The 17,123-nt window shown below is 69.8% G+C and carries 8 protein-coding genes; 6 read left to right on the top strand and 2 right to left on the bottom strand.

What is annotated here, in order from left to right:
- The first annotated feature begins 357 nt into the window (after positions 1-357).
- Positions 358-1,842, top strand: a complete 1,485-nt coding sequence (locus BL253_RS32660; protein ID WP_076821292.1) for a cytochrome ubiquinol oxidase subunit I — start codon at positions 358-360, stop codon at positions 1,840-1,842.
- The gene (locus BL253_RS32655) at positions 1,839-2,846 is read left to right on the top strand and encodes a cytochrome d ubiquinol oxidase subunit II (RefSeq protein WP_076821290.1); all 1,008 of its coding nucleotides are present in this window, start codon (positions 1,839-1,841) and stop codon (positions 2,844-2,846) included. The genes BL253_RS32660 and BL253_RS32655 overlap by 4 nt, the downstream gene beginning before the upstream one ends.
- Here the strand turns inward: BL253_RS32655 and BL253_RS32650 are convergent.
- Complete coding sequence (locus BL253_RS32650) at positions 2,843-4,471, bottom strand: purple acid phosphatase family protein (protein ID WP_076821288.1); 1,629 nt, start codon at positions 4,469-4,471, stop codon at positions 2,843-2,845. The genes BL253_RS32655 and BL253_RS32650 overlap by 4 nt on opposite strands.
- 120 nt (positions 4,472-4,591) lie before the next feature.
- A complete protein-coding gene (locus BL253_RS32645) occupies positions 4,592-7,105 on the bottom strand; it encodes an ATP-dependent Clp protease ATP-binding subunit (protein WP_076821286.1) in 2,514 nt (837 codons plus the stop codon).
- A gap of 1,344 nt (positions 7,106-8,449) precedes the next feature.
- On the opposite strand from BL253_RS32645, the gene BL253_RS32640 reads away from it, so the two are divergent.
- From BL253_RS32640 to BL253_RS32625, 4 genes are all read left to right on the top strand, one after another.
- Complete coding sequence (locus BL253_RS32640) at positions 8,450-9,982, top strand: glycosyltransferase 87 family protein (RefSeq protein WP_158230462.1); 1,533 nt, start codon at positions 8,450-8,452, stop codon at positions 9,980-9,982.
- A gap of 8 nt (positions 9,983-9,990) precedes the next feature.
- Positions 9,991-12,096, top strand: a complete 2,106-nt coding sequence (locus BL253_RS32635; protein WP_158230461.1) for an acyltransferase family protein — start codon at positions 9,991-9,993, stop codon at positions 12,094-12,096.
- 133 nt (positions 12,097-12,229) lie between these two features.
- Entirely contained in the window at positions 12,230-14,917 is a 2,688-nt protein-coding gene (locus tag BL253_RS32630) for a glycosyltransferase (RefSeq protein ID WP_076821281.1), read from the top strand.
- A gap of 434 nt (positions 14,918-15,351) precedes the next feature.
- Complete coding sequence (locus tag BL253_RS32625; protein ID WP_158230460.1) at positions 15,352-16,152, top strand: glycoside hydrolase family 26 protein; 801 nt, start codon at positions 15,352-15,354, stop codon at positions 16,150-16,152.
- The last annotated feature ends 971 nt before the right edge of the window (positions 16,153-17,123 follow it).

Here is a 17,123-nt window from a genome sequence, read left to right as displayed (position 1 = left end):
GCCCGCCGCGCCACTCCATGAGGCCCGGCCAGGGCGACACCCGTCAGGTGTCCGCCCCGGCCGGGCCTCGTCGTCTCTGGACCGGCGGCCGTCCTTCGGGCGTGTCCGCCGTGTGCCGGGGATCTCGTGGTCATCCCCGCCTCGGGCGGTGGCGGTGCCTGCGCTCGCGGTTATTCTACGAACTGTAGAACTTTCTACGGAACGTAGAACCTAGAGTCGGTCACGATCGACGCCGGCCAAGGACACAACCGGGACGGCCCGCTGTCCCGGTCAGGCGGGGACAGGCGGCCACCATGGGCGCCGGCCTTCGCCCGCGGCTCGGATGTCAGGCCATGATCGGCTCGGAAGGGACCGCTGATGGTCCTCGGCTCACCGCTGATCACCGAGGCCGCCGCCCGGGTCGCCGAGTCCCAGGCCGCCGGCTCGCTCGCGCTCGCGCGCGGGCAGACCGCCTTCAGCCTCGCGTTCCACATCTGCTTCGCCGTCTTCGGCGTCGGTGTCCCCTGGCTGCTGCTGTACACCGAGGGGCGGTGGCTGCGGACCGGTGACGAGACCTGGCTCGCCCTGACGAAGAAGTGGTCGCGGGCGTTCGCCGTGCTCTTCGCCGTCGGCGCCGTCTCCGGCACGGTGCTCTCGTTCGAGTTCGGGCTGCTCTGGCCGGCGTTCATGGCCCGCTACGGCGGCGCCCTCGGGCTCTCGTTCACCCTCGAGGGCTTCGCGTTCTTCGCCGAGGCGATCTTCCTCGGGATGTACCTCTACGGCTGGAAGCGCCTCTCGCCCCGCGCGCACTGGCTGACGCTCTGGCCGATCGCGATCGCCGGGACGCTCTCGACGCTGTTCATCATCACCGCGAACGCCTGGATGAACGTGCCCGGCGGCGTGGTCGAGTCGGCGGACGGCAGGGTCGTCGCGGCCGAGCCGCTGGCGCCGCTGCGCAGCCCGTCCGCGCCGCCGCAGGTCGCGCACATGCTGCTCGCCGCGCTGATGTGCACCGGCGGGGTGGTCGCGGGGATCTACGCCGTCGGAATGCTGCGCGGCCGCCGCGACACCTACCACCAGCGGGGCCTGCGGGTGGGTCTCGTCGTCGTGCTGGTCTGCGCCCCGCTCCAGCTGGTCGTCGGCGACTGGGCGGCCCGGGTCGTCGGCGACCGCCAGCCGGTCAAGCTGGCCGCCATGGAGGGCCTGCGCGAGACGGGCGGCCACGCGCCGCTCACGATCGGCGGGCTGTACGACCCGGAGACCGGCAAGATCCGCTACGGAATCGAGATCCCGGACGGGCTGTCGCTGCTGGAGGGCTTCGATCCCGACCATGTCATCACCGGACTGGACGCGGTACCGGCGGACGAGCGGCCGAACGCCACGATCGTGCATCTCGCGTTCGACACCATGGTCGGGCTCGGCACGGCGCTGATCGGGCTGTCGGCGCTGGTCGGTGGGGTGGCGCTGCGCCGCCGACGGCGCGGGCGACGGCCGCTGCTCCCCACCGGCAGGCCGTGGCTGCTCGCGGCGGTGGCGAGCGGGCCGGCGTCGGTGCTCGCGATGCTCGCCGGCTGGGAGGTCACCGAGGGCGGCAGGCAGCCGTGGATCGTTCAGGGCCGGATGCGGGTGGCCGACGCGGTCACCACCACCGGCGGGATCGGCTGGATCTTCGGCGGCACGCTCGCGCTGTACCTGGGCCTCGCGGCCGCGCTCGTCCTCATCCTGCGCCGGATGGCCACCGGCGGCCCCGGCTACGAGCCCCGGACCCCGACCGAAGGGCCGCCGGCCGAGCCGTACCCGCCCGATCCCGACCGCCCTGATCTCGGCCGTGCGGCAGCGCGGAACGGCGGGGCGGGGCGATGAGCGCGGCGGACCTGCTCGTCGTCGTCATGGTCGTCGGCCTGACCGCGTACGCCCTGCTCGCCGGCGCGGACTTCGGCGGTGGCCTCTGGGACCTGCTGGCCCACGGCCGGGACGCCAGGGACCAGCGGGCGCTCATCGCCGGCTCCCTCGGACCGGTCTGGGAGGCCAACCACGTCTGGCTGATCTTCGTGATCGTCGCCCTGTTCAGCGGGTTCCCGGCCGCGTTCGGCGTGGTCGGGTCCACGCTGGAGGTCCCGCTGGTGGGTGCGCTGCTGGGGATCGTGCTGCGCGGCGCGGCCTACGTGTACCGCGCCTACGGCGGCGGGGCGGCGGGCCCGGACCACTGGTGGGGCCGGGTGTTCGCCGCCGCGTCCGTGCTCACACCGTTCTCGCTCGGCGTCGCGGGCGCGGCGCTGGCCACCGGCGACCTCGACGGTGACGCTCCGTTCGCGCCGCTGGCGAGCGCCTTCGGCGTGGTCTGCGGACTGTTCACGGTCGCGGTCACGGCCTTCCTCGCCGCGGTCTACCTGTGCCGGGACGCGGCGGCGCGCCCGGAGACCACCCACCTCGTCGCGGGCCTGCGGCGCCGCGCCGTGGCCTCGGCGGTGGTGGCCGGCGCGCTCGCGGCCGCCCTGCTGCCGCTGCTCTGGTCGGACGCGCCGATCGTCGCGGACCGGTTCGCCGCCCGGTCGGTGCCGCTCGTCGCGGCGTCGGCCGCCGGCGGTCTCGGGGCGGTGGCGCTGGTGTGGCGGCGGCGGTTCGCGGCGGCACGGCTCGCCGCGGGGCTCGCGGCCGCCGCCGTGCTGTGGGGCTGGGCGGTCGCGCAGTACCCGGACATCGTGGTCGGTCAGGCCACGGTCGACGGCGCCGCGGCGCCGGAGGCGAACCTGCGCGCGCTGCTCGTCGCGACCGCCGCCGGGATGCTCGTGATCCTCCCGGCGCTGGCCGTGCTGTTCAGGCTGTTCGCGCGCCCCGAACCGGCCGAACCGGCGGGGCCGGCCTAGCGGTCGCGGCGGGGGCGGGTGAAGAGCACCTCGTCGAACGGCTGCTCGTCCGGCCTGAGCGAGTCGTGGACCGTGAGCCGGATGGTCGTCGTCCCGCCGGGGAGCCCCGGGTCGACGTGGAGGGCGGCGAAGGCGTACGGGTGGTCGGTGGAGCGCGTGGCGAGCCACGGCGCCCCCTCCGTCACGTGGATGGTGCGCCGGCGGCTGACAGGGCTCTTCCCGAATCGGCGGCGGGCGGGGGTGGCCGGCGGATCCGGCGGCTCGGGCCGGACGACCACCCGGCCGAGCGGTGGTTCGAACAGCGCTCCCGTGCTTGGCGACGACGAGCCGCCGGTGCCGACGATGATGTGCACGGTTCCGGTGGTCGTGTCGACGACCTCGTCGGCGAGCGCCAGCCCGGGTGAGCCCGCCGTCCTCGCCGTCCTCGCCGCCATCGGCACCGTGGGCGCCGTGGGGGACACCGCCGCGCCGGTGGACGCGCCGGTGGCGTTCGCGGGCACGACCGGGCGCGGCGTCAGCACCGGCGAGCCTGGTACGACGCCGCGGACCGGGTGGGTCCGTTCGTAGTGGTGCTCATGGCCGCAGAGGACCAGGTCGACCTCGTAACGGTCGAACAGCGGCAGCCACTCCTCACGCAGGCCAAGATCGCCGCCATTGTGGTAGGCGGCGGTGGACATCGCCACCTGGTGCATCGCGACGATCACCCAGTCGATCTCGGGGTCGGCGCGGGCCGCGCGCAGGGTCCGCTCCAGCCAGGCCGTCTGCCGGCCTTCGCTGAACCCGCGCAGATAGACCAGCCCATGCTCCTGGTAGCAGGCGTCCTCGCCGAAGAGCACGACGAAGCGGACGCGGCCGACGGTGAAGGCGTACCAGAGCTCGCGGAAGTCGCCATCGGCGCCGTTGTCCGGCAGCTGGAAGTAGGCCTGATACGGATCGAGCCCGAACCGGCCGAGCTCGCGCTCGCTCTCGTGGTTCCCGGCGACCGGCATCCACGGCCGGCGGCTGGCCGACGGGGCGACCATCCGGAACCAGTCCGCCCAGACCCGGGACGGTTCGCGCCGCAGGCTCGCGTACGACAGGTCACCGAGGGCGAGGTTGAACAGCGGAGCCAGCATGTCGACCGCGGCGACGACCGCCCCCGAGGCCGAACTGCCGTAGGGGTCGTCCTCCTGGTCCGTGCCGTGGTCGCCGAAGCAGGTGAACGTGAAGGCCGCGCCGGCCGCGCTTGCCCCGTTCGCGTCCTCATGGGCGCCGCTGGCGCCACTGGCGCCGCCCACACTGGTCGTGCCGGCCGCGCCGCCCGCGCGTGGAGCCGTGCTGAACTCGCCGGTGGACGGCTCATCGCCGCCGAGCGGAGGGAAGATCTCGTAGCGGTAGCGGACGCCCGGCCGCAGCCCCACCAGCGTCGCGTGCTGGACGTGGATCCTGCGGCGGGCCGTGTCCCGGTAGGTCCTGGTCGCCGCGTACGCCTCGCCCGGCTCGGCCTCGTCCGGGTCGACCGGCGCGAACCGTGCCATCGGCCGGGACACCGCCCCGTCCGTAAGCCAGGACACGACCATCGATGTGGCCGGGTCCGCCCCGAACTCCAGATGAACCCCGCCGCCGCCCGCCACCCGCCGCGTCACGGCCGTTCGCCCCCGTTCCCATCCTGGTGCTCTTCTCCCGACATGCCAGAGGGCGGTCACGGAGCCCGTGACCGCCCTCCCGCTTTTGATCAATCGCAGCCGGCGGCTACCAGCGGCGTCCTAGACGCCTTGCTCGCCGGACTTCGCCAGGTCGATCGGCGGGGTGTCGGGGACCGAGCTGGGCTTGGTCTCACCGCGGAAGACGAACTTCGCGTCCTCGCCCTCGCCCTCGGCGTCCCCGATGACGATCTCGCCGGGCTTGAGCGTCCCGTACAGGATCTTCTCGGACAGGACGTCCTCGATCTCCCGCTGGATCGTCCGGCGCAGCGGCCGGGCGCCCAGCACCGGGTCGTACCCGCGGATGGCGAGCAGGGCCTTGGCGGCCGGAGTCAGCTCCAGCGCCATGTCCTTGTTCTTCAGCTGCGAGTCCACCCGGGCCAGCATCAGGTCGACGATCTGGATGATCTCGTCCCTGCTCAGCTGGTGGAAGACGATGATGTCGTCGATGCGGTTGAGGAACTCCGGCCGGAAGTGCTGCTTGAGCTCGTCCTGGACCTTCGCCTTCATCCGCTCGTAGTCGACCGCGCCCTGACCGGTGGCGAAACCGATGCCCGGGCCCTTGGAGATGTCGCGGGTGCCCAGGTTCGACGTCATGATCAGGACGGTGTTCTTGAAGTCGACCAGCCGGCCCTGGGAGTCGGTCRGGCGACCGTCCTCCAGGATCTGCAGGAGCGTGTTGAAGACGTCCGGATGCGCCTTCTCGACCTCGTCGAACAGCACGACCGAGAACGGCTTGCGCCGCACCCGCTCGGTGAGCTGGCCGCCCTCCTCGTAGCCGACATATCCGGGCGGGGAGCCCACCAGTCGCGAGACCGTGTGCTTCTCCATGTACTCGGACATGTCGAGCTGGATCAGGGCGTCCTCGTCGCCGAAGAGGAACTCCGCCAGCGTCTTGGACAGCTCGGTCTTACCGACACCGGACGGGCCGGCGAAGATGAACGAGCCGCCGGGGCGCTTCGGGTCCTTCAGGCCGGCGCGGGTACGCCGGATCGCCTGGGAGACGGCCTTGATGGCCTGCTCCTGGCCGATGACCCGCTTGTGCAGCTCGTCCTCCATGCGCAGGAGGCGGGCCGTCTCCTCCTCGGTGAGCTTGAAGACCGGGATGCCCGTCCAGATGGCGAGCACCTCGGCGATCTCCTCGTCGCCCACCTCGGCGACGACGTCCATGTCGCCGGCCTTCCACTCCTTCTCGCGCTTCGCCTTCTCGCCGAGGAGGGTCTTCTCCTTGTCGCGCAGCGACGCCGCCTTCTCGAAGTCCTGCGCGTCGATCGCGGACTCCTTGTCGCGGCGGACGTTCGCGATCCGCTCGTCGAACTCGCGCAGGTCCGGCGGTGCGGTCATCCGGCGGATGCGCATCCGGGAGCCGGCCTCGTCGATCAGGTCGATCGCCTTGTCCGGCAGGAAGCGGTCCGAGATGTACCGGTCGGCCAGCGACGCGGCGGCGACGAGGGCGGCGTCGGTGATCGAGACGCGGTGGTGCGCCTCGTACCGGTCGCGCAGGCCCTTGAGGATCTCGATGGTGTGCGCCACGGACGGCTCCGCGACCTGGATCGGCTGGAAGCGGCGCTCCAGCGCCGCGTCCTTCTCCAGGTGCTTGCGGTACTCGTCCAGCGTCGTCGCGCCGATGGTCTGCAGCTCACCGCGGGCGAGCATCGGCTTGAGGATCGACGCGGCGTCGATCGCGCCCTCGGCGGCACCCGCGCCGACGAGCGTGTGCAGCTCGTCGATGAACAGGATGATGTCGCCGCGGGTACGGATCTCCTTGAGGACCTTCTTCAGCCGCTCCTCGAAGTCGCCGCGGTAGCGCGAGCCGGCCACGAGGGCGCCCAGGTCGAGCGTGTAGAGCTGCTTGTCCTTGAGCGTCTCGGGCACCTCGCCCTTGACGATCGCCTGCGCCAGGCCCTCGACGACGGCGGTCTTGCCGACGCCGGGCTCGCCGATCAGGACCGGGTTGTTCTTGGTCCGGCGGGACAGGACCTGCATGACCCGCTCGATTTCCTTCTCGCGCCCGATGACCGGGTCGAGCTTGGCCTCGCGGGCGGCCGCGGTCAGGTTGCGGCCGAACTGGTCGAGCACCAGCGACGTCGACGGCGTGCCCTCGGACGGGCCGCCGGCGGTCGCCGGTTCGCCCTTGCCCTGGTAGCCGGACAGGAGCTGGATGACCTGCTGGCGGACCCGGTTGAGGTCGGCGCCGAGCTTGACCAGCACCTGGGCGGCGACGCCCTCACCCTCGCGGATCAGGCCGAGGAGGATGTGCTCGGTGCCGATGTAGTTGTGACCGAGCTGCAGCGCCTCGCGCAGAGACAGCTCGAGGACCTTCTTCGCGCGCGGGGTGAACGGGATGTGACCGCTGGGAGCCTGCTGGCCCTGGCCGATGATCTCTTCAACCTGCGACCGCACACCCTCGAGCGAGATCCCCAGCGACTCCAGCGCCTTCGCCGCGACACCCTCACCCTCGTGGATCAGGCCGAGGAGGATGTGCTCGGTGCCGATGTAGTTGTGGTTGAGCATCCTGGCCTCTTCTTGAGCCAGGACGACGACCCGACGTGCCCGGTCGGTGAATCTCTCGAACATGTGCGCTCCTTCGAGCTGCGACCGACCACACGACAGCCGGTATCCGCATGCTAGCTCCGCCGAGGCATGTCCTCACGCATCGAACAGAAACCTACCCGCCAGAACCCGTCCACCTCGTCGCGGACGGGGCCGACATCGCTGTCGCGCCCCGATGGGCCCAGACGTCTACTGCAACGTCTATGGCAACCGTGGCGGAGCAGACATGATTCCGTCACGGGGTTCCGCCGAGAGCGGAAACGTGCAGGCCCCACGTAGAGGTCAACGTCGCCGCGGCGTTGCCAAGCCCGGCTGCGCCCCGTATGCCGGGCGACGGCGTGCCCGAACGGAGGCGTTGTCGGTCATGGCGGGGTGGGGAGTGGCGCGACGGGCCGCCGGCCGGCCGTGCCGATGCCGCCGTCGCGGCCGTCACCGTATGTGACGGACCATGGGCGTGCCTCCGGCGAGGTCTCGGCCACAATCTCGCCCCCATCACGCAATGCAATCGCTTCGCGTGAGCGTTCGGGCGCTTTCCGCGACACCGTCGACCGGATCGACAGGATCGACAGGATCGGTCGAGGAGATCGATCGGGGCGGTGCGTCGCCGGCGCCGGTTCGGTCCGGGTATCGGCCAGTCGTCGCGCCGGACCGCGGCCGCGGCCGTCATGAACGCCGCGCCTCCCGCCCGGTGCCAAGGACAGGCCTGGCGTACCGGAAAATCATCACACGGGATCTCCGGCCACGGAGACGGGCGCACGATATGCCGCTGACGTCCTGCTCGCCCTCGATGTGCCGGCGCCTTGTTGCCGGAACGGCGGATAGTGAACGACAGGTTCCCGGTTAAAACCTTTATAAATAGACTCTGTGAACGAGTTCACGAGAGATTTACCTCGACGGAGTCTTGTCCGTGCTCCACCGGTCTGTAACCTGACTCTCCAGAAAGAGCCGTCGTGGCGAGGCCGGCATGCCGGGCGTGCTGGAAATGAATCCGACCGGTCGTAAAACTCTTTCCTGTCCCATCCTTGGATGAATAGCTGTGCGATTTCCGCGGGTGCGGCCCGCTGTCGTGCATGCCGTTCAGCCGGCATCGTCCGGCTGAACACCCGGATGGGCGGGCCGTCGCGGACCAGCAAGAGGGACCAGCGAGAGGGGAAGGGCGGGTGGCCGCCGGCACCGCGCGCCGACGCCTTTCGTCGCCGGCCCCGATCGCGGCTCCGGATTTCCACCCCGAAGTGACGCGAGGAKCGCCAAGAACGTCGAGCGGACGCGCGCCTGCCCGCGCCATGTCGCTGACCACCGCCGGCACGCCGGTGACGCACGTATACAGACGCACGTATACATCGGAGGACCCGTGACTGGACCGACGTCGTGACAGCGCAGGGTGTGGACATCACCGAGGCCCCGTTATGGCGGGTCGCGGCCGTCTCCTTTCTGCCGCAATCCAGCAGGACGCGGATTGACCGGCTCGTCAGCAGGCTCCCGGTCATACTGATCCTCGCGGCGCAGGTCGTGCTCACGCTGCGGCTCAACAACCTGGCCAACCCCGACGAAGCCCTCTACATCGACGCCGGTCACGCGTATTTCGCCCAGTGGGCGGGTGGCCCGCGCGCCCGTGACTACGGGAGCTACTTCTCGGGGTTCCCTTACGCCTACCCGCTGATCGCCGCCACGGTCGACCACGTCGGCGGCCTCGCCCTCGTCCGGCTGGCCAGCCTCCTGCTGATGCTCGCCGCGACCTACTGCTCCGGGTCGATCGCCGCGAGGCTCGCGGGGCCGGCCCATGCCGGGGCGGCGCGCCTCGCGGGCATGGCGTTCGCCGTCCTCTCCGCGTCGACCCTGTTCGTCGGCAACTTCGCGACGTTCGACGCGCCGTGCTRCTCCCTGGTGATCGTGGCGGTGGCTCTCGTCGTCACGAGAACCGGGAACCTGTCGGCCCTGTCCGCCGGAGTCGCGATCTCGGCCGCCGCGATCTTCAAGTACACCGGCGGCGCCTTCGTGCCGGTCGTGACGGTTCTCGCGCTGCTGGCGGAACGGCGTCCTCGCCGCGCGATCACCCGTGCGCTGATCGTGCTGACCGCGAGCCTCCTGATTTTGATCGACTTCTATGTCCTCGAACGCGGTTTCGTCGGGAAGGGCATCGCCTTCACCACCTCGAACCGGACGGTCGAGAGCCATCGCCCCACCCAGATGCTGGCGACCGAGTTCGCCAAGGGCGCCGGCGTCCTCCTCCTGGTGGCCATCGCCGGCCTGGTCGTCCTCTGCTACAGGAAGCGCTCTCTCCGGGAGACGCTGCTCGCGCTCACGCTGCTGGCCTCGGGGCTGGCACTACCGGTCAGCCAGTTCCACATCCACGAGTACACGTCCTTCAACAAGCATGCCGTCTTCCTCACGCTGTTCGCCGCTCCGGTCGCGGCGCAGGTCGTGATGCTGCGTAGGCCTCTCGCCAAGATCGCCCTGCTGGGTCTGTCGGCCTACCTGGCGCTGATCGCGGCGCTCGCCCACTCAAGCTTCATGTTCACCGAGTGGCCGGACCCGAGCCGGGTGATCGCGGCGGTCAACGACTCCGGCCGGCCCGGCACCTACATAGGTGTGGGAGCCGACGAGATCAGCTATTACGAAAAATCACGGCCCGAGTTCAGGTGGCAGGAGCCCTGGTCGCTCTATGGCGCCGGCCCCGAAGCCATCCGGCACGCGATCGCCAACCATGAGTTCGCCGGGGTTTTCTACACCTCCGGCTCCAGCGGGACCAGGAGCCTCGACGAGAGCACCGCTCTCGTCGAGAAGCTCCTGAAGGCCGATTCCGGGTACAAGCTGGTCGGTTCATGGCCAAAGCACAGGTATGACCTCAACCGGTGGTACCTGTGGCTGCGCACCGAACCGGCGGCTGGCCGGTCCGGATGACGCCGACCATGGAACTGGACAGGACCCGCCGCGTCGCACCCGCGCGGCGCGACGCCGTCAGCGCGACGACCGCACGATTCCGGCCCGATATCCAGGGCCTGCGCGCCGTCGCGGTCTCCATGGTGGTCCTCTACCACCTGAAGGTGCCAGGAATCACGGGTGGCTACGTCGGGGTCGACGTCTTCTTCGTGATATCGGGTTACCTGATCACGGATCAGCTCGTCCGGCAGGTCGGCGGAAACCACGGCGGCGTGCTCGCCGGTTTCTACCGACGCCGGGTGAGACGGCTTCTCCCCTCGGCGACCGTGGTGACCGCCACCACCATCCTGGTCTCCTGGCTGTGGGCACCGCCCCTGCAGACCAAGGCGACCAGTACTGACGCGATCTTCACGGTCTTCTATGGAATGAACTATCGGCTGGCGGCCAGCGGTATCGACTACCAGCAGGCCCGCGCCGATCCGTCACCGTTTCAGCATTTCTGGTCGCTGGCCGTCGAGGAGCAGTTTTATCTCATCTGGCCGCTCGTTGTCGTGCTGGTCGCCGTCCTCTACCGCACGAGACCGCGTGCCGCACTGCTGGCGCTGCTGACCGTCGTGGTATGCGGGTCCTTCTCCGTCTGTCTTGTGCTGACGACCGGCAACGCGCCGCTCGCCTATTACTCGCTGCAGTCCCGTGCCTGGGAACTCGCCGTCGGCGCGCTCATCGCGGTCGCCGCGCCAGCGCTGAGGAGAGTTCCGCCGGCCGTGGGGAACGGCCTGGCCTTCGCCGGGCTGGCGGCAATAGTGCTGGCCGCTGTCCTGTATGACGACGCTACGAGATTTCCGGGCGCGGCGGCCCTGCTGCCCGTGGCCGGCGCGGCCGGTGTCATCGTCGCCGGCGTGCCGGGAACGACGGCGCTGGAACGCGTTGTTCTCCGATGGCGGGCCGTGCAGGGGCTCGGCGACATTTCGTATGTCCTGTACCTCTGGCACTGGCCGCTGATCGTACTGGCGCCGAGGGTCACCGGGCACGCGCTGGACGCCCCGGGACGGCTCGCYGTCATATCTGTCGCGGTCCTGCTCGCCATCGGCACTCACTTCGCGATCGAGCAGCCGGCCATCCAGGTGCCGTGGAGCGGGCGAGACTGGGTGGTCRGCGGCGCGTTCCTGTCGCTCACGTCCATCACCCTGGCGGTCGTGCTGGCGTCCGACGCCGTATCCGCCCTGGACAAGCCGGCGGAGGTCCGCAACTCGGCGGCCATGGTCGACGGTCACCTGCGTGACCCGTTCGCCGGTGGCCGGACGGGCGGCTCGGTCAGCCCGACGGTGCTGCATGCGCACAAGGACACGCCGGCGTCGCCGGCCGCCTGCATCGTCGACATCGAGCGCACCGTCTCGCCGCGGTGCCTGATCGGGCCCGACGGCAGGCCCAGCACCGCGCCGATCACCTCGCGTCGCATTGTGCTCCTGGGCGACAGCCATGCGGGCCAGCTCTTCGACGCGCTCATGGGCGTCGCCGCCCCGCAGGGGTGGTCCGTCGAGGTGCTCACCAAGGCCGGCTGCCCCATCGCCGACCTCCCGATCGTCAACAGCGTGCTGAAGCGCGACTACCTGGAATGTTCGGCCTGGAGAGCGGCGACGCTGCGGCGCCTCGCGCAGGAGCCACCGCCCCAGTTCACCGTCGTCGCCCAGCTGAACCGGTACGACGTCTCGKCGGAGACCCTGCGCCGTGGCTGGCGGACGGCACTGGACGCCCTGGCTGTCTCCAGACGGCCGATCGTGTACGCGATGGATACTCCGTTTCCCGGCGCCGACATACCGACCTGCGTCTCCGGGACACTCGACGACTGGCGGCCATGCGCTTTCCCGCGAAATCGCGCGCTGCTCGCCGAGGAGCTGCCGACAAGAGATTCCCGGATTAGGGCCGTCATCGACCTCAACCAGTATCTGTGCCCGCCGCCGTCGGCCAGGTGCCCGGCGGTCCGGGGCGGAACTCTTCTCTACCGCGACGACTCACATGTATCGCGGACGGCGATGCTGGAGTTGACGCCGGTGGTGCGTCAGGAACTGGTCAACGCCAATCTCGTGGCCGGGCAGCGGGCCGCCCTGCCCTCGGCTGTCCCGGGACCGTCATGATTTTCCTGACCGCGGCACGGCGCGGATGGCGTTCTCCATGAGAACCAGGGATGGTCGGCCCGCGGAACGGGCGAGACCTCAGGACGCGACTCATCAGCAGCTCACAACAGGACCGGCATCCAGGGGGTCGGGCGTGCCCGAGGTCACGGTAGTCATACCCACCCGCGACGAGCGCGACAACATACCGGAGCTGCTCCGGCGTCTCGAGACGGCATTGCTCGCGCGCGAGGCCGAGATTCTCTTCGTCGACGACTCGACGGACGACACCCCGACGGTCATACGGGAGGTCGCCGGCCGGTGCCGGCTGCCGGTGCGCGTCATTCACCGGCCGCCGCCGGAGCGCCTGGGCGGGCTGTCCGGAGCGGTCGTCCGCGGTATGCGGGAGAGCCGGAGCCGGTACGTCGTCGTGATGGACGGGGACCTGCAGCATCCGCCCGAGGTCGCGGAGGCGCTGATAGAGGCGGTCGAGACCCGGGCCGCGGACGTCGCGGTCGCGTCTCGTTACCTGGCCGCGGGCGATGTCTCGGGCCTCGGCTCGGCGTCACGACGGGCGATATCGGGCGGAAGCACCCACCTCACGCGCGCGGTCTTTCCCCGGCGCATCGGGCGCCGCTGCACCGACCCGATGACCGGCTTCTTCTGCGTACGACGGTCGTCGATCGATCTGACGCTCCTGCAGGCGGCCGGCTTCAAGATTCTTCTGGAGATCCTCGCGCGCCACGACCTGAGAATCGTCGAACTCCCGCTGCGGTTCGGTGAGAGGACGGCCGGCAGGAGCAAGGCGTCGCTGAGAACCGGCCTGGTCTTTCTCCGGCAGGTCGCGTCACTGCGGCTCGGCCGCGGCGTCAGGCTCGCCCTGGTCGGGCTGACGGGGCTGTGCCTGAACCTGGCCGTCATGGCACTCCTGGTGTCAGGAGGCGTGCCCTACCTCGTCGCGGCCGTGATCGGCTCCGAGTTCACCGTGGCGTCCAACTTCTACCTGCAGGAGAAGATCGTCTATCACGATCTTCAGTACCGGCGCCACGCGTGGTACGTCCGGGGCCTGCACTTCGCGGCGTACAACAACGTCGACATGGCGGTGCGCACCCCGCTGCTCGTGCTCCTCGTGAACCATGTCGGAACGAGCGCGCTCGTGGCCCAGGCGCTGACGATCGCGGCCTCGTTCGTCCTGCGGCAGAGCTTCAACCGGCGGGTCGTCTACCGTCAGCGGGCGCTGCCGGCCGGTCCCACCGTCCCCCCGCGAGACGATGACAAGTACCGCTACCTGGCCGGCGGCCAGCACCGGTGGATCTTCTACCTTCAGGCCGCCGCGTTCGTCGGCGTGGCCGTGAGCACGGTGGGCCTCGCGCGGAACGCGCGGTGGACGCTCGGGTTCCTCTTCCCGCTTCTCCTCCTCGTCGGAGAGCAGGTCCTCGCGCTGCGCACGTCGACGTTCAAGCGGCGCGTGACCCTGCCGGACCACCTCTTCCTGGTCGAGACGTACTCGCCCGCGCACTACCCGACGATCGACATCTTCCTGCCCAYGGCCGGCGAGCCGGCGGATCTTCTACGCAACACCTATGAGCACGTCAGGAGGATCGCGTGGCCAGGCCGCGTCGAGGTGTACGTGCTCGACGACGCCGGCCGGGCGGAGGTCGAGCGACTGGCGGCCTCGTTTGAGTTCAACTATCTGGCCCGTCCCGGAAACGAGTACAAGAAGGCCGGGAACCTCCAGTACGGCTACACCCGCAGCGACGGCGACCACGTCGTCATCCTGGACGCGGACTTCGTGCCGAGACCCGATTTTCTCGCGGAGCTGGTCCCCTACCTGGACGGCGACCCGGAGGTCGRCATCGTACAGAGCCCGCAGTACTTCTCGACGACCAGCGCGATGTCGTGGCTGGAACGCTGCGCCGGCGCCACACAGGAGATGTTCTACCGGTTCATCCAGCCGTCTCGGGACGCGGTCGGCGCAGCCATCTGCGTCGGCACCTCCGCGGTCTACCGGCGGGCCGCGCTGGAGGCGATCGGTGGGTTTCCCCTGATCGGACACAGCGAGGACGTCTTCACCGGCGTCGAGATGGGACGCAAGGGGTACCGGGTGCAGTACGTACCCRCCATCGTGAGCCAGGGAAGGTCGCCGGACGACCTGAAGGCGTTCATCGGCCAGCAGTACCGCTGGTGCGAGGRCTCACTCGCGCTGTTCAGCGACCCGGACTTCCACCTCGACACGTCGTTGACCGGCCCGCAGCGCGCCAGCTTCTGGTCGGGCGTCATGTACTACGTCACCACCGCGGTCAACTCCCTGGTAGCGCCGCTGGCCCTGCTCGCGATGATCTGGTTCTTCCCGTCGCACGTGGCGAGCAGCAACGTGCTGCCGCTGCTGGGTGCGYTGCTTTTCTGGCTGGTGATCTATCCGGCGGTCGCGCACTCGCGCTGGAGGTTCGAGGTCCTGCGGGTCCAGGTGATCTACGGGTTCGCGCACCTGTTCTGCCTGGTGGATCTGCTGCGGGGACGCACGGCGGAGTGGGTGGCGACCAACTCCGGTGAGTCGCGCGGCCGGGGAGTCACCACGCGGGTCGCGGTCACCATGTGCGTCTACATCGGCCTGACGCAGCTCGCGACCCTCGTCGGCCTGGTGCTCGGCGTCTGGCGTTTCGGCCTTGAGCGCTTCTGGGCGACCGGGGCACTCGCGCTGGTGGGCTCCTATGTCTATCTGCCCGTCCTCTGGATTTCGGCGCGTTCGGTCGTCGYCCGGACAAAGGGGGAGACGAGCACCCCGGCGCACCGCTCGACAAGCCATGGCCGACGAGACCTGAGCACCGCAAACAGGGCCGCCTGATTGTCCACCTGGGAGCTGTATCCGCCGCGCGGAGCCCGGAGTTCTCCAGGGAGTGACGCTATCTCCGTGGCCCCGGCCGCTACGGTGTCCCCGCGCGGTCTCGGAGATTCCCGCCGTCGAGAAAGATGGTCCGTGATGTGCGGCGGAATGCCACCTTGGGGCGTGCTGACCACTGGTCGCGGCGGTGAGCCAGGGAGTGGATCATGAAGTCGGATAACGAGCCAAGGACCGGGCGGCCGGACGTCTCGCCGACGCCGTCGACATCACGAATCACGCGACGGCGACTGCTGATCGGCGCCGGGCTCCTGGCGGGCGGTGCGGCCGTTCCAGCGGTGGGGTCCATAGCGGCGCGGCAGTGGGACGACGGGTTTGGCTATCCTCCGTTGTTTCGCCGGTGCAGGTTCGGCGCCTGGGCCGGCGGCCCGGCGGACCTGGTGACGAACCATGTGAACCTGGAGAAGGTGGTCGGCGCCCCGCTGCCGGTCTTCTCGTGGTTCGACGACTGGTCGAGTGGGTGGAACTCCGACATCGCGAACCAGATCGCCCGGCTCCCCGGTCGGTTGGACCATGACTTCTTCATGGCCTGGGAGGCGTGGACTGTCAACTTTCGCAACATTCTTTCGGGATCGTTGGACGCGCACCTCCGCGCGTTCTTCTCGGCAAGCAGGACGTACCCGGRAACCGTGACACTGCGGCTTTTCCACGAGATGAACGGGAACTGGTACCCGTGGACCGTGGGCAGCGGGCGCAGAAATGTCGCGAGCGTCGACGACTGGATAGCGAGCTGGCGCCGCGTCGTCACCATCGCGCGGGCAGCGGGGGCCTTCAACACCCGGTTCATGTTCTGCGCGAACGCCAACGACGTCGGCGGCGTGGACGTCGAGCGGTACTGGCCGGGGTCCGCGTACGTCGACGTCATCGGGCTGGATGGCTACAACTGGGGCTGGAACAGCGACGGCACCCCGTTCGTGACGGCGGAGGGCCTCATCGAGCCGATGTACTCCCGGCTGACCAGCCTGCACCGGACCGCGCCGTTCGTCGTGGGTGAGCTCGGCTGCGCGGAGCACCCGAGCAAGGCGGACTGGCTCAAGGGCCTCTACACGACCGACAGGTTCCCGCGACTGTCGGGCGTCCTGTTCTTCAGCGAGCGCAAGGAACAGGACTGGCGCCTCGACTCGGACCCGCGGTCCGCCGCCGTGAGCAGGCAGTACCTGGCGAGCGCCCCCGGCTGGTGAGCCGTTGGGGCCTCGCCCGCCGCGGCGGCGGGCCGGCTCGCGGCGGGGACAGGTCGCGGACGGTGGACGGGGAGTCGCCACCGATCGCCTGAATGGGCCACCGGACGGTGAAGCGCCGCCGGGGGCGGCGAGCGCAATCATCACCCCGAATGCCCCAAATGTGCCATACCGGCGCTGGCATACCGGCGCTGGCGTCCGCGCCGGCGGCCCGCCTGAATATCATCATGCCCATTGGGCCTCCCGCGTCCCGCGGAGAAATCTTTTCGTTACCTTGAGACACGGAAGAGATACCTGAGCGCCTCATGCGGTTTGCGATCGGTGTGCTACGGTCTGACACGAACGCGCATCTACTGTCGTAGAGCACGATGCTAGTAATCCGGGGGGGTTACCACGCTTACGACTCGGCGCCGCGACGTGCGCATCGCCACCACCTGACGAGGGCCAGGTATGCCCGCCGAGAGCGGGCCAGTCCTCGCGCGCCGGGAAGCCGGCCGAGGTCATCCACCGATCGGCCGACACTTCATCCAGCGCGCGCCAGTGGGCTCCGCGCCATCGAGGAAATGCCGCGTACAGCATACCGGCCATACCGTGACGACGTCTTGTCCGGAAAATCTACCGCGTGTTCATAGTCTGGTCATGCCCGCCGTAAGCGTGCACGGCGGTGCATCGACTCATGCCATGCAACGACCGTGGCGGCCTCGATGCCGGCTGAGATCCCGGCCATGAGCGGCCATTTTTTTCGCGCGGCCGAATCCCGGCCGCGTCCAGTGGCCATTCCGGCTGCCCATCTTTAATGACGCGCGATATCTGGGGGGATCGGCCATGCCGTTGACGCGCATCTTCATGACCCTGAGAGCGGATCTCTCGTCCGCTGGCCAGCCGTGGCGAGCGGGGCCGGCTGGCCGGGCCGCCACCCGGTCCGCCACCCGGTCCGCCACCCGGTCCGCCACCCGGTCCGCCACCCGGTCCGC

Origin of the sequence: Pseudofrankia asymbiotica, from assembly GCF_001983105.1 — a bacterium.
GTDB classification, from domain to species: domain Bacteria; phylum Actinomycetota; class Actinomycetes; order Frankiales; family Frankiaceae; genus Pseudofrankia; species Pseudofrankia asymbiotica.
The sequence above is the reverse complement of the archived record's forward strand: the minus strand, read 5'-3'. Positions and strand labels throughout refer to the sequence as shown.